18 protein-coding genes are annotated in these 20866 nt (G+C 71.6%); 11 read left to right on the top strand and 7 right to left on the bottom strand.

The features are described 5' to 3' along the window. Positions 1-86 precede the first annotated feature (86 nt). Positions 87-1046: an EamA family transporter RarD gene (rarD, locus tag ACZ9QC_RS16195; protein WP_472920758.1), complete on the bottom strand. Its 960-nt coding sequence runs from the start codon at positions 1044-1046 to the stop codon at positions 87-89. A gap of 317 nt (positions 1047-1363) precedes the next feature. Then, positions 1364-2218, bottom strand: a complete 855-nt coding sequence (locus ACZ9QC_RS16190; RefSeq protein WP_472920757.1) for an SDR family oxidoreductase — start codon at positions 2216-2218, stop codon at positions 1364-1366. A gap of 90 nt (positions 2219-2308) precedes the next feature. Here ACZ9QC_RS16190 and ACZ9QC_RS16185 point away from each other — a divergent pair, with 90 nt between their 5' ends. Continuing rightward, entirely contained in the window at positions 2309-2743 is a 435-nt protein-coding gene (locus ACZ9QC_RS16185) for a winged helix-turn-helix transcriptional regulator (RefSeq protein ID WP_472920756.1), read from the top strand. Positions 2744-2791: 48 nt separating this feature from the next. Here ACZ9QC_RS16185 and ACZ9QC_RS16180 read toward each other — a convergent pair whose 3' ends face one another. The 5 genes from ACZ9QC_RS16180 to ACZ9QC_RS16160 all read right to left on the bottom strand — a co-directional run bounded on the left by ACZ9QC_RS16180 (position 2792) and on the right by ACZ9QC_RS16160 (position 10155). Further along, entirely contained in the window at positions 2792-3880 is a 1089-nt protein-coding gene (locus ACZ9QC_RS16180) for a 2-oxoacid:ferredoxin oxidoreductase subunit beta (protein ID WP_472920755.1), read from the bottom strand. Continuing rightward, on the bottom strand, positions 3873-5810 hold the full coding sequence (locus ACZ9QC_RS16175) for a 2-oxoacid:acceptor oxidoreductase subunit alpha (protein WP_472920754.1): 1938 nt from the start codon (positions 5808-5810) through the stop codon (positions 3873-3875). The genes ACZ9QC_RS16180 and ACZ9QC_RS16175 overlap by 8 nt, the downstream gene beginning before the upstream one ends. Before the next feature lie 170 nt (positions 5811-5980). Beyond that, positions 5981-6640: a LuxR C-terminal-related transcriptional regulator gene (locus tag ACZ9QC_RS16170; RefSeq protein WP_472921705.1), complete on the bottom strand. Its 660-nt coding sequence runs from the start codon at positions 6638-6640 to the stop codon at positions 5981-5983. A gap of 620 nt (positions 6641-7260) precedes the next feature. Then, the gene (locus tag ACZ9QC_RS16165; protein WP_472920753.1) at positions 7261-8598 is read right to left on the bottom strand and encodes a sensor histidine kinase; all 1338 of its coding nucleotides are present in this window, start codon (positions 8596-8598) and stop codon (positions 7261-7263) included. A 330-nt stretch (positions 8599-8928) separates the two neighbouring features. Further along, the gene (locus tag ACZ9QC_RS16160; RefSeq protein WP_472920752.1) at positions 8929-10155 is read right to left on the bottom strand and encodes a sensor histidine kinase; all 1227 of its coding nucleotides are present in this window, start codon (positions 10153-10155) and stop codon (positions 8929-8931) included. A 264-nt stretch (positions 10156-10419) separates the two neighbouring features. On the opposite strand from ACZ9QC_RS16160, the gene ACZ9QC_RS16155 reads away from it, so the two are divergent. The 10 genes from ACZ9QC_RS16155 to ACZ9QC_RS16110 are packed head-to-tail and all read left to right on the top strand — an operon-like array spanning position 10420 to position 20794. Further along, positions 10420-10839, top strand: a complete 420-nt coding sequence (locus tag ACZ9QC_RS16155; RefSeq protein WP_467292037.1) for an NADH-quinone oxidoreductase subunit A — start codon at positions 10420-10422, stop codon at positions 10837-10839. Beyond that, positions 10830-11468, top strand: coding sequence for an NADH-quinone oxidoreductase subunit B (locus tag ACZ9QC_RS16150; RefSeq protein WP_472920751.1), 639 nt, complete (start codon positions 10830-10832; stop codon positions 11466-11468). Before ACZ9QC_RS16155 ends, ACZ9QC_RS16150 begins: the two co-directional genes overlap by 10 nt. Further along, the gene (locus tag ACZ9QC_RS16145) at positions 11465-12958 is read left to right on the top strand and encodes an NADH-quinone oxidoreductase subunit C (RefSeq protein WP_472920750.1); all 1494 of its coding nucleotides are present in this window, start codon (positions 11465-11467) and stop codon (positions 12956-12958) included. Before ACZ9QC_RS16150 ends, ACZ9QC_RS16145 begins: the two co-directional genes overlap by 4 nt. Continuing rightward, entirely contained in the window at positions 12955-13923 is a 969-nt protein-coding gene (locus ACZ9QC_RS16140) for a complex I subunit 1/NuoH family protein (RefSeq protein ID WP_472920749.1), read from the top strand. Before ACZ9QC_RS16145 ends, ACZ9QC_RS16140 begins: the two co-directional genes overlap by 4 nt. A 2-nt stretch (positions 13924-13925) precedes the next feature. Next, on the top strand, positions 13926-14510 hold the full coding sequence (locus ACZ9QC_RS16135) for a NuoI/complex I 23 kDa subunit family protein (protein ID WP_472920748.1): 585 nt from the start codon (positions 13926-13928) through the stop codon (positions 14508-14510). Beyond that, complete coding sequence (locus ACZ9QC_RS16130; protein ID WP_472920747.1) at positions 14507-15139, top strand: NADH-quinone oxidoreductase subunit J family protein; 633 nt, start codon at positions 14507-14509, stop codon at positions 15137-15139. Before ACZ9QC_RS16135 ends, ACZ9QC_RS16130 begins: the two co-directional genes overlap by 4 nt. Continuing rightward, positions 15139-15555: an NADH-quinone oxidoreductase subunit NuoK gene (gene nuoK, locus ACZ9QC_RS16125; RefSeq protein ID WP_472920746.1), complete on the top strand. Its 417-nt coding sequence runs from the start codon at positions 15139-15141 to the stop codon at positions 15553-15555. Before ACZ9QC_RS16130 ends, nuoK begins: the two co-directional genes overlap by 1 nt. Next, complete coding sequence (locus ACZ9QC_RS16120; protein WP_472920745.1) at positions 15552-17558, top strand: NADH-quinone oxidoreductase subunit 5 family protein; 2007 nt, start codon at positions 15552-15554, stop codon at positions 17556-17558. The genes nuoK and ACZ9QC_RS16120 overlap by 4 nt, the downstream gene beginning before the upstream one ends. Before the next feature lie 6 nt (positions 17559-17564). Next, the gene (locus tag ACZ9QC_RS16115; protein ID WP_472920744.1) at positions 17565-19220 is read left to right on the top strand and encodes a complex I subunit 4 family protein; all 1656 of its coding nucleotides are present in this window, start codon (positions 17565-17567) and stop codon (positions 19218-19220) included. Beyond that, positions 19217-20794 (top strand): NADH-quinone oxidoreductase subunit N, encoded by a 1578-nt coding sequence (locus ACZ9QC_RS16110; RefSeq protein ID WP_472920743.1) that lies wholly within the window; start codon positions 19217-19219, stop codon positions 20792-20794. Before ACZ9QC_RS16115 ends, ACZ9QC_RS16110 begins: the two co-directional genes overlap by 4 nt. Positions 20795-20866 lie beyond the last annotated feature (72 nt).

Below are 20866 nucleotides of genomic sequence, written 5' to 3'. Positions count from 1 at the left end.
CGGACGCACTATTGATGTGTCCATGGCGAACCCGGTGAATGAGGTGCCTGGATGGTGCGGGCGGGACTGACTCTCCGTCAAGGGTGCTATTTGGCCAGCGGGGTTCGCGCCTCGACGGGGTCCGCGACGACGCTCAGTTCCTCCAGCCGCTTGCGTGCCACCCGCGCCGTCCGCAGCGCGTCCCACGTCAGCAGGGACAGCGCCAGCCACACCAGCGCGAAGCCCGCCCACCGCTCGGGCGGCATGGCCTCGCCGAAGTACAGGACACCCAGCAGGAACTGGAACACCGGCGCCAGATACTGCAGCAGCCCCAGCGTGGACAGCGGCACCCGGATCGCGGCCGCGCCGAAGCAGACCAACGGCAGGGCGGTCACCAGTCCCGTCGCGGCGAGCAACAGCGCGTGCGCGGTCCCCTCGGGGCCGAAGGTGGCGTCCCCGCGCGACCCCAGCCACACCAGATAGGCCAGCGCGGGCAGGAACTGGATCGCGGTCTCGGCGGCGAGCGACTCCACGCCGCCCAGGTTGACCTTCTTCTTCACCAGCCCGTACGTGGCGAAGGAGAAGGCGAGACAGAGGGAGATCCACGGCGGCCGTCCGTAGCCGATCGTGAGAACGAGGACGGCCGCGAAGCCGACGCCGACCGCCGTCCACTGGACGGGCCGCAGCCGTTCCTTCAGCAGCAGGACGCCGATGGCGATGGTGACGAGCGGGTTGATGAAGTACCCGAGGGAGGCCTCGACCACCTGGTGGGTGTTGACGGCCCAGATGTACACGCCCCAGTTCACGGTGATCACCGCCGCCGCGACGGTGATCAGGGCGAGCCTGCGCGGCTGTCGCAGCAGCTCACCGGCCCAGGACCAGCGGCGCAGCACCAGCAGCAGGACGGCCACGACCGCGAGGGACCAGACCATGCGGTGGGCGAGGATCTCCACCGCGCCGGAGGGCTTCAGCAGGGGCCAGAAGAGGGGGACGAGCCCCCACATCCCGTACGCGGCGAAGCCGTTCAGCAGCCCTATCCGGTGTTCGCCCCTCGACTGCGCCGCCACGGCCCCTCCTCCTTGCCCGGCCGCACCGCCGCGACCCCGACCCCTCGACCCTCCCGAAGGTAACGCCGAGCACCCCCGCCTGTCATGCCCGTATCGGCATACGGTCATGACAGCCGGGGGTGAGGCGCCCAGAGGGGGAGTCCGGGGCGCCGGCCAGGGATGCTCGGGGCACGGACCGACGGCACTCGGCCACGGCGCACGCCCCAGGTCCGTCCGAGGCTCAGGTCCGGACGAGGCTCAGCCCTGTCTGAGGTCAGGTCCGTCCGAGGCTCAGGGCCGCCAAGGCTCAGCCCTGTCGGAGCCTCAGCCCCGCCCGGTCACGCCTTCAGCGCCGCCGCGATCGACTCGGCGATCGGCGTGGTCGGGCGGCCGATGAGGCGGGAGAGGTCGCCGGAGGAGACCACCAGCTCGCCCTTGGCCACGGACGCGTCGACGCCCACGAGGATCTCGGCGAGGAACGGGGGGAGCCCGACGCCGGTCAGGATGCCGGTGAGCACCTCGCCGGGGACGGGGTTGTTCGCTATCTCCTTGCCGGTCTGCGCGCTCAGCTCGGCCGCGTACTCGCCGAAGCTCCACGCGGTGTCGCCGCCCAGCTCGTACGTCTGGTTCTCGTGGCCCTCGCCGGTCAGCACGGCGACGGCGGCGGCCGCGTAGTCCGCGCGGGCCGCGGAGGAGACCCGGCCCTCACCGGCGGCGTGGGTGACGGCGTTGTGCTCCAGCACCGGCGCGAGCTGCTCGGTGTAGTTCTCGTGGTACCAGCCGTTGCGCAGCAGGGTGTACGGCAGCCCGGACGCGAGCAGCGCCTCCTCGGTGCCCCGGTGATCGTCCGCGAGCGCGGCCGTCAGGCTGCCCGGCGCGCTGGTGTAAGCGAGGAGCGCCACCCCCGCGGCCTTGGCGGCGTCGATCACGACCTTGTGCTGGCCCACCCGGTCGGCGCCGACCTCGCTGCCGGAGATCAGCAGCACCTTGTCGCCGGCGGCGAGGAGACCGTCGAAGGTCTCGGGGGCGCTGTAGTCGGCGACGGCGATCTTCACGCCACGCGCCGCGAATCCGGCGGCCTTCTCCTCGCTGCGGACGACGGCCGTGATCTGCTCGGCCGGTACCTTCTCCAGCAGGCCCTCGATGACGAACGTGCCGAGGTGGCCGGTGGCTCCGGTGACGACGATGCTCATGGTGGAACTCCTCCAGGGGGCGGGTGCGAGACTCACCCTAGGAGGTGCACTAACTATTCGAAAGTACCCACTTTGAAGTAAGCTACTGGCATGGCCGTAAGCAAGGTGTCGCCGCCCGCGAGCAAGTACGAGACGGGCCCCGAGGGGATGTGCCCGCACCGCCTCGTCATGGAGCACGTCACCAGCCGCTGGGGCGTCCTCGTCCTGATCGAGCTGCTGGAGCGGTCGTACCGCTTCAGCGAGCTGCGCCGCGCCATCGGCCGGGTCAGCGAGAAGATGCTCACCCAGACCCTCCAGACCCTGGAGCGCGACGGCCTCGTCCACCGCGACGCCAAGCCCGTCATCCCGCCCCGCGTCGACTACTCCCTCACCGACCTCGGCCGTGAGGCCGCCGAACAGGTGCGCGGCCTCGCGCTCTGGACGAAGGACCGCATGGACGCCGTGGAGGAAGCCCGGCGGACGTACGACGAGGCCCGGGGAACGTACGACGCTGCCCGGCGGACGTACGGCGAGGCCCGGGGCTGAACCGCCCCGGGCCTCGCCGCCCGCTCGTCCCGCCCGGTCGGCCGCCGCTCAGCCGACCACCGTCCAGGTGTCGCCGCCGGCCAGCAGTGCCGAGAGGTCGCCCTTGCCGAACCGGTCGATGGCGGAGTCCAGCTGGTCGGCCATCTGCGTGTCGTAGACGGGCCGTTCGACGGACCGCAGGACACCGATCGGCGTGTGGTGCAGGGTGTCCGGATCGGCCAGCCGCGACAGCGCGAACGCCGTGGTGGGGGACTCCGCGTGCGCGTCGTGGACCAGGATCCGGGACTCGTTCTCCGGGGTCACGGTGACCACCTTCAGATCACCGGTGGCCTCGTCCCGTACGACACCCCGCGCGCCGTCCGCGCCGAACCGGATCGGCCGGCCGTGCTCCAGCCGGATCACGGCCTCCTCGGCCTGCTGCCGGTCCTTGAGGACCTCGAAGGCGCCGTCGTTGAAGATGTTGCAGTTCTGGTAGATCTCCACGAGCGCCGTGCCCGGGTGGGCGGCGGCCTGCCGCAGCACCTCCGTCAGGTGCTTGCGGTCGGAGTCCACGGTCCGCGCCACGAACGACGCCTCCGCCCCGATCGCCAGCGACACCGGGTTGAAGGGCGCGTCCAGCGATCCCATCGGCGTCGACTTGGTGATCTTGCCGACCTCCGAGGTGGGGGAGTACTGCCCCTTCGTCAGACCGTAGATCCGGTTGTTGAAGAGCAGGATCTTCAGGTTCACATTGCGCCGCAGGGCGTGGATCAGATGGTTGCCGCCGATCGACAGCGCGTCCCCGTCACCGGTCACCACCCAGACGGACAGGTCGCGCCGCGAGGTGGCGAGCCCGGTCGCGATCGCCGGCGCCCGCCCGTGGATGGAGTGCATCCCGTACGTGTCCATGTAGTACGGGAAGCGGGAGGAGCAGCCGATGCCCGAGACGAAGACGATGTTCTCCTTGGCCAGCCCCAGTTCGGGCATGAAGCCCTGGACGGCGGCGAGGATCGCGTAGTCACCGCAGCCCGGGCACCAGCGCACTTCCTGGTCGGACTTGAAGTCCTTCATGGACTGCCGGGCCGTGGCCTTGGGCACGAGGGAGAGCGCCTCGATCGTGCCGCCCGTGCCGGCGGTCTCCGTGGACCTCTCAGCCATCGATGGCCTCCTTGAGAGCCGTGGCGAGCTGCTCCGCCTTGAACGGCATGCCGTTCACCTGGTTGTAGGAGTGGGCGTCGACCAGGTACTTCGCCCGTACGAGCGTGGCGAGCTGCCCGAGGTTCATCTCGGGGATCACCACCTTGTCGTAACGCCGCAGCACCGCGCCGAGGTTGCGCGGGAAGGGGTTGAGGTGGCGCAGATGGGCCTGCGCGATGGACTCCCCGGCCGTCCGCAGCCGCCGTACCGCCGCGGTGATCGGTCCGTAGGTCGACCCCCAGCCCAGCACCAGCGTGCGCGCCTCGTGCGGGTCGTCGACCTCGATGTCGGGGACGTCGATCCCGTCGATCTTCGCCTGCCGGGTGCGCACCATGAAGTCGTGGTTGGCCGGGTCGTAGGAGATGTTGCCCGTGCCGTCCTGCTTCTCGATGCCGCCGATGCGGTGCTCCAGCCCCGGCGTCCCCGGCACGGCCCACGGCCGGGCGAGGGTCTGCGGGTCGCGCTTGTACGGCCAGAAGACCTCGGTGCCGTCCTCCAGTGTGTGGTTGGGGCCCTGGGTGAACTGCACGGTCAGATCCGGCAGTTCGTCGAGTTCGGGGATGCGCCAGGGCTCGCTGCCGTTGGCCAGGTAGCCGTCCGACAGCAGGAACACGGGCGTGCGGTACGTCAGCGCGATCCGGGCCGCCTCGAGGGCCGCGTCGAAACAGTCGGCCGGGGTACGCGGCGCGACCACCGGCACCGGGGCCTCGCCGTTGCGCCCGTACATGGCCTGGAGCAGATCGGCCTGCTCGGTCTTGGTCGGCAGCCCGGTCGACGGCCCGCCGCGCTGGATGTCGACGACGAGCAGCGGCAGTTCGAGCGAGACGGCGAGCCCGATGGTCTCCGACTTCAGCGCCACACCGGGCCCGGAGGTCGTCGTGACCGCGAGAGACCCCCCGAAGGCGGCCCCCAGCGCGGCCCCGATGCCCGCGATCTCGTCCTCCGCCTGGAAGGTCCGCACCCCGAAGTTCTTGTGCCGGCTCAGCTCGTGGAGGATGTCCGAGGCCGGCGTGATCGGGTACGAGCCCAGGTACAGCGGCAGATCCGCCTGCCGCGAGGCCGCGATCAGCCCGTACGACAGGGCCAGGTTCCCGGAGATGTTCCGGTACGTCCCCACCGGGAAGGCCTGGGTCGCCGGGGCGATCTCGTAACTGACCGCGAAGTCCTCGGTGGTCTCCCCGAAGTTCCAGCCCGCGCGGAAGGCGGCGAGGTTGGCGGCCGCGATCTCCGGCTTCTTGGCGAACTTGGCCGCCAGGAACCTCTCGGTGCCCTCGGTCGGCCGGTGGTACATCCAGGACAGCAGGCCGAGCGCGAACATGTTCTTGCTGCGCTCGGCCTCCTTGCGGCTGAGGTCGAACTCCTTGAGCGCCTCGACGGTGAGGGTGGTCAGCGGCACCGGATGCAGGCTGTACCCGTCCAGCGACCCGTCCTCCAGCGGACTGGTCGTGTACCCCACCTTCTGCATCGCCCGCTTGGTGAACTCGTCCGTGTTGACGATGACCTCCGCGCCGCGCGGCACGTCCCCGATGTTCGCCTTGAGAGCGGCGGGGTTCATCGCGACGAGCACGTTGGGCGCGTCACCCGGGGTGAGGATGTCGTGGTCGGCGAAGTGCAACTGGAAGCTGGAGACGCCCGGCAGGGTGCCGGCGGGGGCGCGGATCTCGGCGGGGAAGTTCGGCAGGGTGGAGAGGTCGTTGCCGAAGGTGGCGGTCTCGGAGGTGAAGCGGTCGCCGGTGAGCTGCATACCGTCACCGGAGTCCCCGGCGAACCGAATGATCACCCGATCGAGTCGCCTGACGTCCTTCGGTCCCGCCGGATTGCGCTGTTCCCTCAGTTCTCCCAGAGCGGACTCGTCGGCCTGCTCCGCTGGGCTGCTGACCTGGCTGGTCACTGAACTGGACCTCCCTTGAGGCGGCTGTCCGGGAACGGCCGACCCGACGGCCCTCCCAAGACCAACCCTACGTCGGCGAGGCCGACGAAAGCCTCGAAGTCCACCCGGAGGCCGGACGGGCGACGGAAGAGGAGGAATCGGGAGCCCTCACCTGACACGGTGTCAGATAATCATGAATTCAGATAGGTGAGCACTGCTAGTACCCGTCGGTGGTCCCCGTCGCTCTGGGACAGCCCGAGCTTCAGGAAGATGTTGCTGACGTGCTTCTCGACGGCCCCGTCGCTGACGACCAGCTGCCGGGCGACCGCCGAGTTGGTCCGCCCCTCCGCCATCAGCCCCAGCACCTCACGCTCCCGAGGGGTGAGCCCCGCGAGCACGTCCTGCTTCCGGCTCCGCCCGAGCAGCTGCGCGACCACCTCCGGGTCCAGCGCCGTACCGCCCCGCGCCACCCGCACCACGGCGTCGACGAACTCCCGGACCTCGGCCACCCGGTCCTTCAGCAGATACCCGACGCCACGGCTGGACCCCGCGAGCAGCTCGGTGGCGTACCGCTCCTCCACGTACTGCGACAGCACGAGCACGCCCAGCTCCGGGTACGACTTCCGCAGCTGTACGGCGGCCCGCACGCCCTCGTCGGTGTGGGTCGGCGGCATCCGCACATCGGCGACGACGACGTCCGGGAGGTCGCCCTGCGCCGCGAACTCGGTGATCGTCTTGATCAGGGCGTTCCCGTCCCCGACCCCCGCGACGACGTCGTGCCCCCGGTCGGTCAGCAGCCGCGTGAGCCCCTCCCGCAGCAGCACCGAATCCTCGGCGATGACCACCCGCACCCTGTCCTCCACGCCTGTTCCCCCCACTGCACCCGGTACCGCGACACTCCCCAGCATCCCAGCATCCGGCCGCCCAGTCCCCACAGAGCCAAGGAAACAGGGGTGGAACAGGGGCGCCCTCACCCCCCCAAACACACGAGCCCACCCAGACCCGACACCCCCTGAACACACGCACCCGCGCCCTCTTTAAGGCGCGCTGGGAACTACGAGATCTTCAAGGAACGCGGGGAGGCCACCGATCTTCAAAGAACGCGGGGAGGCCACCGAACTTCAACGGGCACGGGAAACAGCGCGAACTTCAAGGGCCGCAGGAACTGCGCGACCGTCAAGGGGCGCGGGGAACTGCGCGAATACCCCAACGGACCTGCACGCATCCACAAGGCCGAGGCACCGACCCCCCCAGGGGCGCGGGGAACTGCGCGAAAACCCCCACGAACCGGCACCCACCCACGGCGCCGAGGCACCCACCCCCCCCAGGGGCGCGGGGAACTGCGCGAACAACCCCAACGAACCCACACCCACCCACAACCCCCAAGGCACCCCCTACCCCAACGCACCCACAACAGAGGGCGCCCCCGGCGAAGAGGCGCCCCCCACCCCAGCAGCCCGCAGGGCCCCCCTCAGGCCGCCCGCCAGGGCAACTCCGCCGTCACCCGAGTCGGCCCCCCGGCCGGCGAGTCGACCACCAGCACCCCATCGACCGCCCCGACCCGCTCAGCGAGCCCCGCCAACCCGGACCCGCCCCCACCCCCCGCATCCGCCCCACCCACCCCGTCATCGATCACCTGCAACATCAACCGGTCCTCGACCTTCCACACATCCACGGTCACCCGAGAAGCCCCCGCGTGCTTGCTGACGTTCTGCAGCAGCTCGGACACCGTGAAGTACGCGATCCCCTCGATCGCCGGCGCCGGCCGCGTCGGCAGGTCCACCTCCACCACCACCGGCACCGCACACCGCGAGGCCACTGACGACAGCGCGGCGTCGAGCCCCCGGTCGGTCAGCACCGCAGGATGGATCCCCCGCGCCAGATCCCGCAGCTCCTGCAACGCGGTCTTCACCTCACCGTGCGCCGAGTCGACCATCACCGCCGCCGCCCGGGGATCCTCCGCCAGCTTCTCCTTCGCCAGCCCCAGATCCATCGCCAGCGCCACCAGCCGGGCCTGCGCCCCGTCGTGCAGGTCCCGCTCGATCCGCCGCAGATCGGCCGCCGCCGTGTCGACCACGACCCCCCGGTCCGACTCCAGCTCGACGACCCGCGCCCCGAGCCGAGACGGCCCCAGCAGCGTCACCACCATGCCCCGGTCGACCATCGTCAGACCCCGCACGATCCACGGCGTGGCCATCGTGAAGAGCAATCCGACCAGCGCGGTCACGGTCACCTCGAACGGGTTGTCCAGATACACGGAGTGCGTCTCGTCCCCGTACAGCTGCAACCCGTCCTGCCCGACCCACACGGGGAACACCCAGAACCACAGCGGATACGTCAGCAGCGCCCACCCGTACGTCCAGAAGGCCAACGCCACCCCGAACGAGAACACCGACCACGGGAACTGCACGACCGCGTACAACAGTTGCCGCCACGACGCCCCGCTGCGCAGCACCGCGCCCATCCACGCCATCGCCCCGCGCCCCCGCATCCGCAGCGGCTCCGGCGCGGCCACGTCCACCCCGAGCAACACACGCGCCCGCGCCCGCTCCAGTGCGCCGAACGCCCGGCACCCGGCCAGCCCCGCCGCCAGCACCGGCACCCCGAGGAACGTGATCAGCAGCCCGGCACCGACGGACACCATCGTGACGGCGTAGGTGAAGAGCAGGATCCCGATCGGCAGCCCCAGCAGCACGTACCCGTACTCCCGCCAGCTGCGCGCCTCGAACGGCGCCCGCAACCCGGCCGGCACCCGACGCCGCCGCTCCTCGCCCCAACTCCCGTACTCGTCCCCGTACTCCATGGCCATCACCGTCGCCCGCCTCCGCTGTCCCGCATTCCCGATGTCGTACCTCCACCTTGCTGTCCCCCGGCTGCCGGAACCATGGAGCGGGTCGGCGTCTGGAGAGGGGGGTTTTCCCCACCCCCGGGAGCCGCGCGCCGAAAAGCCGAGGGGCACAGCCCCGGCTTCTCAGGGGCGCGTTCTCAGGGGCGCGGGGAACCACGCGAGCAACCACGACGCACCCGCACCCATTCGCACCCGCCCATGCAGAAGGGGCACCCACACCGAGCAGGCGCCCCTCACACCCCCGCGGTGGACCTACCGCCCCCGCAATGGACCTCCGCCCCCGCAGTGGACCTACCGCCCCCGCCAAGGCAACTCCGCCGTCACCGTCGTAGGCCCGCCCACCGGCGACTCGATCACGAACAACCCGTCCACCGCGTCCAGCCGCTCCGCCAGCCCGGCGATCCCGCTCCCCCCGTCGAGCCGCGCACCCCCACACCCGTCGTCCCACACCTGGATCAGCAGCCGGTCGTCGGACCGCCACACATCCACCGACGCCGCCTTCGCCCCACTGTGCTTGCTGATGTTCTGCAGCAGCTCGGACACCGTGAAGTACGCGATCCCCTCGATCGCCGCGGCGGGCCGCACGGCCAGATCCACGGTCACCTTCACCGGCGCTGTGCACCGCGACGCCACCGACGACAGCGCGGCGTCGAGCCCCCGGTCGGTCAGCACCGCAGGATGGATCCCCCGCGCCAGATCGCGCAGCTCCTGGAGCGCCAGCTTCACCTCACCGTGCGCCTCCTCCACCATCGAGGCGGCCGCGTCGGGATCCTCCAGCAGCTTCTCCTTGGCGAGCCCGAGCCCCATCGCCAGATTCACCAGCCGGGCCTGCGCCCCGTCGTGCAGGTCCCGCTCGATCCGCCGCAGATCGGCCGCGGCCGTGTCGACGACGACCCCCCGGTCGGACTCCAGTTCGGCGATCCGCCGCTCCAACTCGTCGGACGGCGACAACAGCGACCGCACCATCACCCGGTCCACGTTCGTCAGCCCCCGCACGATGTACGGCAGCACCGGCCACGCCACGAACAACCCCGTCAGAGTGATGACGAACGTCGTGACGGCCCACGGCATCCGGATCAGCTCGTACAGCATCGACCGCCAGCCGACCGGATCCTTCACGCTCATCCACACCTGCGCGAAGAAGCCCTCGTCCGCCCGCCGCCCGTTCCCGCGGAACGGCAGCGGACTCGGTTCGTCCACCCGCACCCGCAGCAGCGCCCGCGCCCGCATCCGCTCCAGCCGCGCCAACTGCCGGGCCCCCATCAGCGCGGCGGCCAGCAGCGGAAAACCGATCACCGTCAACGTCAGGAACGCACTGGTGAACAACACCGTCGTCACATACACGAACCCGAGCAGCGCGAACGGCAAGTTGGCCAGCAGATGCGCGATCTCCCGCCAGGTCTGCCCCCCGAACGCGAACGTCGCGGGCGGCAACGGGTCCGAGGGCGTGTCACTGGACGGCAGCGGACGACCGTACGGCCGCCCGGAGCCGGCCGGGGAGGAGAGGGGTTCGGTCATGCCCACCAGCCTGCCCGCCCCCTCCCGGCCCGCGCCATGAGGCGGACCGCCCCGGCCACCCTGGGGAAAACCCCACCCTGTCCCATACCTCCCCCTCCCGGCCCGATCACGGCGGCACTCGGGCATGCCGACCTGTGACGGGCTGCTTACGCTCTCTTTAGCAGGGCCTAGACTCCCGTGCGTACAGATCGTCGAACAGCGACGTACGTACGGCGTCCGCATCCCGTACGTACATATCGCCAGGCCAGGGAGCGAGGGACGGACGTGCCGGAACCGACCGTCGCCGCAGCGGCGCAGCCGAGCGTCGCCGTCGCGGCGGACTACTTCCAGTCCTACTCGGTGGTCGGACTGCTCGCCGCCGTGGGCGTGCTCTTCGTGGCCGTCGCCTTCGGCGCGGGACGGCTGCTGCGTCCGGAGGTCCCCACCCGGGAGAAGCTCCTGACGTACGAGTGCGGAGTCGACCCCGTCGGCGAGGGCTGGGCCCACACCCAGGTCCGCTACTACGTCTACGCCTTCCTCTACGTCATCTTCGCCATCGACTCGATCTTCCTCTTCCCCTGGGCGACGGTCTTCGCCGACCCCGGCTACGGGGCGACCACCCTCGTCGAGATGTTCGTCTTCCTCGGGTTCCTCGCCGTGGGCCTGCTCTACGCATACAAGAAGGGCGTCCTGGCATGGACGTGACGCCAGAAGTGAACCCGCCGGAGCCGGGGGCCGCCCAGCCCGTCCTCCTCCCGGAGCCCAAACGGCTGGGCGCGCTCGCCCGCCTCGCCCCCGAGCCGATGAAGGTCATCCTGAACTGGGGCCGTCGCTACTCGCTCTGGGTCTTCAACTTCGGCCTCGCCTGCTGCGCGATCGAGTTCATCGCCGCGTCCATGGCCCGCCACGACTTCATCCGCCTCGGCGTCATCCCGTTCGCGCCCGGCCCCCGGCAGGCCGACCTCATGGTCGTCTCGGGCACGGTGACGGACAAGATGGCCCCGGCCGTGAAGCGCCTGTACGAGCAGATGCCCGAGCCGAAGTACGTCATCTCCTTCGGCGCCTGCTCCAACTGCGGCGGCCCCTACTGGGACTCCTACTCCGTCACCAAGGGCGTGGACCAGATCATCCCGGTCGACGTCTACGTCCCCGGCTGCCCGCCCCGCCCCGAGGCCCTCCTCCAGGGCATCCTGAAACTCCAGGAGAAGATCGCCCGCGAATCCCTGGGCGAGCGCTACGGCACCACCGCCCGCCCGTCGACGGGGGCACTGCAGAGCGCGCTGGTGAAGCCGCCGACGACCGAGGCCGGATCGGCCGAAGCGGGGGACAAGTGACCGGCTGGCTGCCCACCCCCGTCGAGGAGCTCTTCGGCCCCGAGGCCACGGCCGAGGAGTCCTACGACGTCCTCACCGTGGACGTTCCGCCCGCGTCCTGGACCGAGGCGCTGCGCACCGCCCGCACCACCCTGGGCTGCACGTACTTCGACTGGCTGAGCGCGGTCGACGAGCCGGGCACCGGCTTCCGCGTCTCGGCCCACGTGGTGGCCCTGGCCCCCGTCCGACGACTCCTGCTGCGCACCACGGTCCCGCACTCCGCCCCCCTCCTGCCGACCGCCGTCGACATCTACGCCGGCGCGGCCTGGCACGAACGCGAGACGCACGAAATGTTCGGCGTCCGCTTCGAGGGCCACCCCGGCCTGGACCACCTCCTCCTCCCGGAGAACTTCGAGGGCCACCCCCTCCGCAAGGACTTCGTCCTGGCCGCCCGGGTGGCCAAGGCCTGGCCCGGCGCGAAGGAGCCGGGGGAGTCCGCGGCGGGCGCGGCACACGGGGGCCCGAAGCGCCGCCAGATGCTCCCGCCCGGCGTCCCCGACCCCAACGAATGGGGCCCCCTCAAGGGCCAGCTCCCCCCGGCCCCGTCCCGCCCCGCCCGAGCCACGGCGCCCCGCACCCCGGCCGACCGCCCGCCCCGCCGCACCCGCTCGGCCACCGAGGGCTCGACGAGCCAGGTCACGCCCCCCGAGGCACCGGCCGGCCCGCCCACGTCCACACCCCCACGCCGCACCCGCACGGCCTCGGAAGGCTCGGCGAGCCAGACCTCGCCCCCCGAGGCACCGGACAGCCCCACAACCAGGCCCCCACGCCGCTCCCGCACGGCGGCGGAAGGCTCGGCGAGCCAGACGGCCACCGCACCGACCCCGGAGGCACCGGCCGGCCCGCCCGCGTCCGCGCCTCCGCGCCGCTCCCGCACGGCGGCGGAGGGCTCGGCAAGCCAGACGGCCACCGCTCCGACCCCGGAGGCACCGGCCGGCCCGCCCGCGTCCGCGCCCCCGCGCCGTGCGCGCACCGCGTCGCAGGGCTCGGCCAGTCAGCACGTCACCCCCGCCGCCTCGCCCCAGCCGCGCCGCACCGCAGGCAGCCCGGACGCCCCCTGGCACCACGCCCGCCCGGCTTTCGACACCCCGCCGACCGAGCCGAAGCCGAAGCCTGATCCCGAGCCGAGGCCGGAGCCGAAGGCCACGCCGAAGCCGGAGCCCGAGGCCACGCCCGAGCCGGAGCCGAAGGCCGAGCCGGAAGCGGGGCCGGAGCCGACGCCCGAGCGCGCGCCGGAGGCAGGTGCGGAGCCCGAAGCCGCGCCCACGCCGCCCAGCGGCCCCGACGGCAACGGGACTCCCACCGACGCTGACGACAACGGGACCCCCGCCGCTCCCGACGAGACCCCTGCCGAGCCCGCCTCCGAAGGCACCCCCGCCTCCGAAGGCCGCACCCCCGACTCTGACGGCGGCACCCCCGCCACCGAACCCCCCACAGGAGGCACGCAGTGAACGACGCTCTGGACGTCGCCCTGCGACTCCTCATCGTCTTCGTCGTCTTCCTGACGTTCCCCTTGATCATCGGCCAGACCGAGCACAAGGTCATGGCCCACATGCAGGGCCGCCTCGGCCCCATGTACGCCGGCGGCTTCCACGGCTGGGCCCAACTCGTCGCCGACGGAGTCAAGTTCGCCCAGAAGGAAGACGTCGTCCCGGCCGGCGCGGACCGCCGGGTCTTCCAACTCGCCCCGGCCGTCGCCCTCCTCCCGTACCTCCTCGTCCTCCTCGCCATCCCGGTCGGCCCGGGCGAGGGCGCCGTCGGCGAGGTCATCGACGCGGGCGTCTTCTTCGTCCTCGCCGTGATGGGCGTGGGCGTCCTCGGCTCACTGATGGCGGGCTGGGCCTCCGCCAACAAGTTCTCCCTCCTCGGCGGCCTGCGCACCGCCGCCCAGCTCCTCGCCTACGAACTCCCGATGCTGCTCACGGCGGCCTCCGTCGCGATGGCGGCCGGCACCGTCTCCCTCGTCGGCATTGTCGACGCCTTCGAGTGGTGGTGGCTGCCCTGGCAGATCGTCGGCGCGATCGTCTTCTTCGTCGCCGGCCTCGCCGAACTCCAGCGCCCGCCCTTCGACATGCCCGTCGCCGACTCCGAGATCATCTTCGGCGCCTACACCGAGTACACCGGCCTCCGCTTCGCCCTGTTCCTCCTCGCCGAGTACGCCGGCATCGTCGTCCTGTGCGGGCTGACCACCGTCCTCTTCCTCGGCGGCTGGCACGGCCCGTGGGGCGACGAGGGCCTGGGCTGGGTCTGGACCCTCCTGAAGACCGCCGTCCTCGCCTTCGTCGTCATCTGGCTCCGCGTGACCTACCCCCGCCTGCGCGAGGACCAGCTCCAGAAGCTCTCCTGGACCCTCCTCGTCCCTCTCTCCCTCGCCCAGATCGCCCTCACCGGCGTCGTCAAGGTGGTGATCCAGTAGCCATGGCTGAGTCGCTCCCGCCCACCCGGCCCCGTATCCCTGGTTCCGGCCTCGCCAAGGGCCTGGCCGTCACCCTCCGCACGATGACGAGGAAGACGGTCACCGCGCAGTACCCGGAGGTCCAGCCCGAACTCCCGCCCCGTACCCGTGGTGTCATCGGGCTCTTCGAGGAGAACTGCACGGTCTGCATGCTGTGCGCCCGCGAGTGCCCGGACTGGTGCATCTACATCGACTCCCACAAGGAGACGGTCCCGCCCGCCGCCCCCGGCGGCCGCGAGCGCAGCCGCAACGTCCTGGACCGCTTCGCCATCGACTTCGCCCTCTGCATGTACTGCGGTATCTGCATCGAGGTCTGCCCCTTCGACGCCCTCTTCTGGTCCCCGGAGTTCGAGTACGCGGAGACCGACATCCACGAACTCACCCACGAGCGCGACAAGCTCCGCGAGTGGATGTGGACCGTCCCCTCGCCCCCGGCCCTCGACCCCGCCGCCGAGGAACCCAAGGAACTGGCCGCCGCCCGCAAGACCGCCGAGAAACTGGCGGCCTCCCAGGCCGAGCCGGCCGGCACCGAGGGAGAACCCACATGACCCTCGCCCAGGCACCGCAGGGCTTCCTCTCCCCGACGGGTGTCGAGATCGCCTTCGTCCTCGTCGGTCTCGTCACCTTCGGCGCCGCGATTGTTTCCGTCACCACCCGCCAGCTGGTGCACGCCGCCCTCTGGCTGGTCGTGGCGCTCGGCGGACTCGCCGTCGAGTACCTCCTGCTCACCGCCGAGTTCATCGCCTGGGTGCAGGTCCTCATCTACGTCGGTTCCGTCGTTGTCCTCCTTCTCTTCGGACTGATGCTCACCAAGGCCCCCATCGGCCGCTCCCCGGACGCCGACTCCGGCAACCGTTGGGCCGCCCTCACCGTGGCCGTCGCCTCCGCCGCCGCCCTCGTCTGGGTCGTCGTCGACGCCTTCCGCACCACCTGGATCGACCTGGACGGCCCGGCCGCCGGCTCGACCGAGGCCACCGGCGAGAGCCTCTTCCAGAACTGGGTCCTCCCCTTCGAGGCCCTCTCGGTCCTCCTGCTGGCTGCCCTGGTCGGCGCGATCGTCCTCTCCCGCAAGGCGAAAGCGGACGCGCCCCCCACTCCGCCCAGGACCCAGAAGGCCCAGCCGAAGGCCCCCACCGGACCCGAGTCGGCCGACTCGGCCGAGGGAGGTGCCCACTGATGCACCTCGCCTATCCCGTCGTGCTCTCCGCCCTCCTCTTCTGCACGGGCCTGTACGGCGTCCTCGCCCGCCGCAACGCGATCCTCGTCCTGATGTCCGTCGAACTGATGCTCAACGCGGTCAATCTCAATCTCGTCGCCTTCGACGTCTGGCTCAGCAGGACCGCCGAGGAGACCCTGCACTCCGGCCAGGCCCTGACCCTGTTCACGATCACCATCGCCGCCGCCGAGATCGGCATCGGCCTGGCGATCGTCCTCGCGGTCCACCGCAACCGGGGCACCGCCGACATCGACAAGCTCCGCGACACCGCCGAGCACCCCGACGACCCCGACCTCACCCCCGAGGCCGACGGCACCCGCGAGCCCGGCCTGCCGGGCCGCCCCGAGCGGAGCGAGAAGGCTGAGGCCACCGCGTGACCACGACCACCCTCGCCGTCCTCGTCCCCCTCCTCCCGTTCCTCGGCGCCGCCGCAGGCCTGCTCCTCGGCCGCACCGCCCCCGGTTTCGTCCGCCCCCTCGCCGTACTGCCCACCCTGACGGCCTTCGCCCTGGCCGTCCTGGTCGCCGTACGCCAAGGCGGCGACCACACCCTCGACGCGGCCACCCAGCTCACCCCGACCGGCTCGGTCCCGATCGACCTGGCCCTGTACATCGACGGCTTCGCCGCCCTCGTCGCCGTTCTGGTCGGCCTCGTCGCCACCTGTGTGCAGATCTACTCGACCGGCTACCTCCGCGACGACCCGCGCTACCCCTCCTACGCCGCCCTCGTCTCCCTGTTCACCTCCGCGATGCTGCTCGTCGTCTACTCCGGCGACCTGATGGTGCTCCTGGTCGGCTGGGAGATCATGGGCATCTGCTCGTACTTCCTGGTCGGCCACTACTGGGAGACCCCGGAGGCCCGCGCCGCCTCCCTGAAGGCCTTCCTGGTCACCAAGCTCGGCGACGTCCCCTTCCTGATCGGTCTGTTCGCCCTCGCCACGGACGCCGGGTCGTTCCGCATCACGCGGATCCTCGCCACCGTCGCCGACGGCGGCCTCGACCACCCCACCCTCGTCGCCCTCCTGCTCCTCGCCGGAGTCGCCGGCAAGTCGGCCCAGTTCCCCCTCCACACCTGGCTCCCCGACGCGATGGCGGGCCCCACCCCGGTCTCCGCCCTGATCCACGCGGCGACGATGGTCGCCGCCGGTGTCTACTTCGTCGCCCGTCTCCTCCCGGTCTTCGCCGCCTCCTCGGCGGCCCTGGTCGTCCTCGCCGTCATGGCCGCGCTCACCATGGCCGGCTCGGGCCTGGCCGCCCTCGCCCAGGACGACATCAAGCGCGTCCTCGCCTACTCGACGATCGGCCAGCTCGGCTACATGACCGGCGCCCTCGCCGTCGGCGACCGCGGCGCCGCCGTCTTCCACCTCCTCTCGCACGGCGCCTTCAAGGCGCTGCTGTTCCTCGCCGCCGGCGTGATCATCCACGCGTCCGGCACCAACTCCCTGGCCGCCATGTCCCGCATGAGCCACCTCCGCGCCCGCGTCCCGGACGCCTTCTGGACGATGACCGTGGCACTGCTCGCCCTCGCCGCGATCCCGCCCTTCAGCGGCTTCTTCTCCAAGGAGTCCGTCCTCGGAGCCGCCGAGCACGCCGCCACCGGTCACACCCTCACCGGCCCCGTCGAGCACGTCCCGGCCGCCGCCGGCTGGACCGTCCTGGTCGCCGGTGTCCTCACGGCCCTGCTCACCGCCGCGTACGCCGCCCGCCTGTGGCTGCTCGCCTTCCGCGGTCAGGGCACCGAGGCCCCCGACCACGGCCGTCAGCCTCGGGCGATGACCGTGGTGCTGTGGGTGCTGGCCGTCCCGTCCCTCGCCCTCGGCGGACTCGCCTACGGCAGGCTCCCCGACTGGTTCGACGGCGACGACCTGGCCCCCACGCTCACCACGTCCGTCCTCGGCACGGGCGCCGCCCTGATCGGCGCCCTGGCGATGTACGCGGCCTGGCGGTACACCACGGCCGTGACCCACCCGCCGCTGGGCGCGGTCGCGGCCCACCCCGACGCGGACGCCGGCACCGTCGAGGCGGAGGCCATCGCCAGCCACACCCCCGCCTACGGGGACGTGGCCTCGGCGCCCGACCCGGCCGACCCGGGCCGTCTCCTGCTCGGCCCGCTGCACCGTCACGCCGCCGCGGGCTTCCACCTCGACGCCGTGTACGCGGCGCTCTTCGTCCGCCCGGTCCGGGCCGGCGCGTCCCTCGTCCGGTTCCTCGACCGCGAGGTCGTCGACACCTATGTGAGCGGCGCGGGTGCCCTGCCCCGCCTGCTGGGCGCGGCCGTCCGCAAAGCCCAGACCGGCAACGTCCAGACCTATGTGAGCGCGCTGCTCGCCGGCACCGTCGTCCTGGTGGTCGCCGCCCTCGTCGTCGCCACGGGAGCGTGAGCAGGCGTGATCGATATCAACGAGTCCGTGATGCAGGCCCTTCTGGCGTTGATCGTCGTCGGCCCGCTCCTCGGCGCCGCCGCCGCTCTCCTCCCGGCCCCGCCCGGACTGAAGGGGAAGTCACCCGAGCAGGCGGTGCTGCGCCACGGGATCACCGTGACCGGCGCGGTCCTCGGCGCCGCGATCGTCCTCGCGCTCGGCTTCGACCATGACCAGCCGTCGAAGATGCAGGCCAGCACGGACATCAGCTGGATCCCGGCACTCGACGTACGCATCCACCTCGGCATCGACGGCATCTCACTCCCCCTCCTGGTCCTGACCGCGCTGCTGACCTTCCTCTGCGCGCTCTACTCCTACTTCAAGCAGCAACATCAGCGGCTGACGCCGCGGGCCACGGGGCCCTCCCCGAAGGCGTTCGTCGCTCTCCTGCTCGTCCTGGAGTCCGGCACCCTCGCCACCTTCGCCGTCCTCGACCTGCTGCTGTTCTTCCTCGCGTTCGAGATGGTGCTCATCCCGATGTACTTCCTCATCGCCCGCTGGGGCGGTGAGCAACGCACGCAAGCCGCTTGGAAGTTCATCCTCTACACCCTGCTCGGTTCCGTGGTCATGCTGCTGGGCCTGCTCCTGATCGGAATCAAGGCGGGCACATTCGACATGGTGGCACTCGCCACTGACAGTCACCCCGAACTGACCACGTCCGTGCAGGTCATCGCCGCTTTGTCGATCGGGATCGGGCTCGCGGTCAAGACCCCGATGTGGCCCCTGCACAGCTGGCTGCCGGACGCCCACACCGCCGCCCCGACCGTCGGCTCGGTCCTGCTGGCCGGCGTCCTGCTGAAGATGGGCACGTACGGGTTCGTGCGCATCCTGCTGCCGATCACCCCCGACGGGTTCCGCACCTTCGCGCCGTACCTCGCCGCCTTCGCGGTCGTCGGCATCATCTACGGCTCCCTCGCCTGCCTCGCGCTCGCCCGGCGGGGCGCCAAGGGCGACCTCAAGCGCCTGATCGCGTACTCCTCCGTGGGCCACATGGGCTTCGTGCTCCTCGGCATCGCCACGATGACCCCGACCGGCGTGAACGGCGCCCTGTTCGCCAACATCGCCCACGGCCTCATCACCGGCCTGCTGTTCTTCCTGGTCGGCGCACTGAAGGACCGCACCGGCACCACCGACCTCGACACCCTCGCGCAGGAGACCGGCGCCGCCCTCTACGGCAGGGCCCCCCGCCTCGGCGGCCTCCTCGCCTTCGCCGCCGTCGCGTCGCTGGGCCTGCCCGGACTCGCCGGGTTCTGGGGCGAGATGCTGGCCCTGTTCGGCGCGTTCGAACCCGCCGAGGGCCTCAGCCGTCCGGCCTTCCTCACCTTCATGACGATCGCCGCCTTCGGCACCCTCCTCACCGCCGCCTACCTGCTGATCGTGGTCCGCCGCGTGTGCATGGGCGCCGCCCCGAAGGAACCGGGGGAGGGACCACGCCGCACGGACGAACAGCCGTACGCCCACACGGACGAACAGCCGTACGCCCTCGCGGACGTGCAGACGTACGAGTTCGCGGCCTGGACCCCGCTCGTGGCCCTCACCGTCGCCGCCGGCCTCTGGCCCGCGGCCCTCCTCGGCCTGACCGACCCGGCCGTGCAGCAGCTCCTCGCAGGAGGCACCCGATGAGCCCGAGCCCCTTGGCCCAGCCGCCGGCCCCGGCCGAGGCCGTCCAGACCCTGGCCGAGTCGGTCGTCCAGTCCGTGGACTGGACGGCGATCGCGCCGCCCACCGTCGCCGCGGTCGTCGGCCTCGCCGTGCTCGTCGCCGACCTCTTCACCGACGACCGCAGAAAGGCCCTGCTCGGCTGGGTCTCCGTCGCGGGCCTCGCCGTCTCCCTGCTGGCCCTGCTGCCGCTCCTGGACGCCGACCGCGCCACCTTCTGCCTGACCGGCGCCCCGGACGTCTGCAGCTACACCGCCGACCGGTTCACCCTCGTCATCCAGTTCCTGGTCCTCGGCGGCGCCCTCCTCGCCGCCCTGCTGTCCATGACGGCCCTCAAGGACGACCGGAAGAACCTCCCGGAAGGGGAGTTCTGGTTCCTGCTGCTGTCGTCCGCCGCCGGAGCCGCCCTCCTGCCCGCCTCCCGCGACCTCGCCACCCTCGTCGTCGCCCTGGAGGTCGCCTCCCTGCCCGCCTTCGCCCTCGTCGGCATCCGGCACGGCGACCGACGGTCCTCCGAGGCGGCCCTGAAGTTCTTCCTGTCTTCCGTCACCGCGACCGCCGTCAGCCTCCTGGGCATCAGCTTCGTCTACGCCACGACAGGCACCCTGTACCTCACCCAGATCGCCGACCGTGTCGAGAACGTCGACGGCCAGCTGCACACCCTCACCCAGGCCGGCGTCGTCCTCACCCTCATCGGCTTCGCCTTCAAGACGGCCGCCGTCCCGTTCCACTTCTGGGTCCCGGACACCTACGTGGGCGCCCCCCTGCCCGTCGCCGCCTACCTCTCCGTGGTCGGCAAGGCGGTCGGCTTCTCCGGCCTGATCCTCGTCACCGTCGTCGCCCTCCCGTCGTACGCCGACGTCTGGGGGCCCGCCCTCGCCGTGCTGGCCGCCCTCACCATGACCGTCGGCAACGTCGGCGCCCTCAGGCAGGGCTCCACGCGCGCGTACAGCGCGGTCCGGCTGCTCGCCTGGTCCTCCGTCGGCCAGGCCGGCTACCTCCTCGTACCGATCGCGGCGGCCGCCTACGCCGACGACACCGCCGACGCGGAGAAGGCCGTCGGCTCCACCGTCGCCTACGCCCTGATGTACGCCGCCGTGAACCTCGGCGCCTTCGCCGTGGCCGCCCTCGTCGGCCGTACGAAGCCCCTGAACAGACTCAGCGACTACCGGGGCCTGTACGCGTCGAGCCCCCTGTCCGCCCTGCTCCTGGCCTTCTTCCTGCTCTGCCTCGCCGGACTGCCGCCGGGCATCATCGGCCTGTTCGCCAAGGTCACCGTCTTCGCGGCGGCCGTCGACGCGGGCCTCGGCTGGCTCGCCGTCGTGATGGCCGTCAACGTGGTGATCGCCCTCTTCTACTACCTCCAGTGGACGGCCCTGCTGTTCCGCGCCCCCGAGGGCGACACCGCCGCCGCGCCCCGGACGCACCGCGTGCCCGCCCCGCTCACCCTGGCCCTCGCCCTCACCGGCATCATCGGCATCGCCCTGTCCGGCGCACCCCAGCTCGTCCTGCGCTTCGCCGACATCGGCCTCTTCTGACGAAGCCGCGGCCCCGCCGTCGCCGAAGCCGCGGCCACTCGGCAAGGCGGCGGCCCCGCCCTCACCCGCCCG

This window comes from Streptomyces sp. HUAS MS02 (assembly GCF_055702265.1).
Note: the sequence above shows the minus strand (reverse complement) of the source record. Positions and strands in the feature narration are given on the sequence as shown.

Excerpts from the sequence above, each read along its gene's own strand:
- ACZ9QC_RS16190 (WP_472920757.1), bottom strand. The coding sequence starts at position 2,218 with ATGAGCATCGTCGTCACCGGAGCCACCGGCCACCTCGGCACGTTCGTC.
- ACZ9QC_RS16185 (WP_472920756.1), top strand. The coding sequence starts at position 2,309 with ATGGCCGTAAGCAAGGTGTCGCCGCCCGCGAGCAAGTACGAGACGGGC.
- ACZ9QC_RS16180 (WP_472920755.1), bottom strand. The coding sequence starts at position 3,880 with ATGGCTGAGAGGTCCACGGAGACCGCCGGCACGGGCGGCACGATCGAG.
- ACZ9QC_RS16165 (WP_472920753.1), bottom strand. The coding sequence starts at position 8,598 with ATGGCCATGGAGTACGGGGACGAGTACGGGAGTTGGGGCGAGGAGCGG.
- ACZ9QC_RS16160 (WP_472920752.1), bottom strand. The coding sequence starts at position 10,155 with ATGACCGAACCCCTCTCCTCCCCGGCCGGCTCCGGGCGGCCGTACGGT.
- ACZ9QC_RS16150 (WP_472920751.1), top strand. The coding sequence starts at position 10,830 with ATGGACGTGACGCCAGAAGTGAACCCGCCGGAGCCGGGGGCCGCCCAG.
- ACZ9QC_RS16135 (WP_472920748.1), top strand. The coding sequence starts at position 13,926 with ATGGCTGAGTCGCTCCCGCCCACCCGGCCCCGTATCCCTGGTTCCGGC.
- ACZ9QC_RS16130 (WP_472920747.1), top strand. The coding sequence starts at position 14,507 with ATGACCCTCGCCCAGGCACCGCAGGGCTTCCTCTCCCCGACGGGTGTC.
- nuoK (WP_472920746.1), top strand. The coding sequence starts at position 15,139 with ATGCACCTCGCCTATCCCGTCGTGCTCTCCGCCCTCCTCTTCTGCACG.
- ACZ9QC_RS16110 (WP_472920743.1), top strand. The coding sequence starts at position 19,217 with ATGAGCCCGAGCCCCTTGGCCCAGCCGCCGGCCCCGGCCGAGGCCGTC.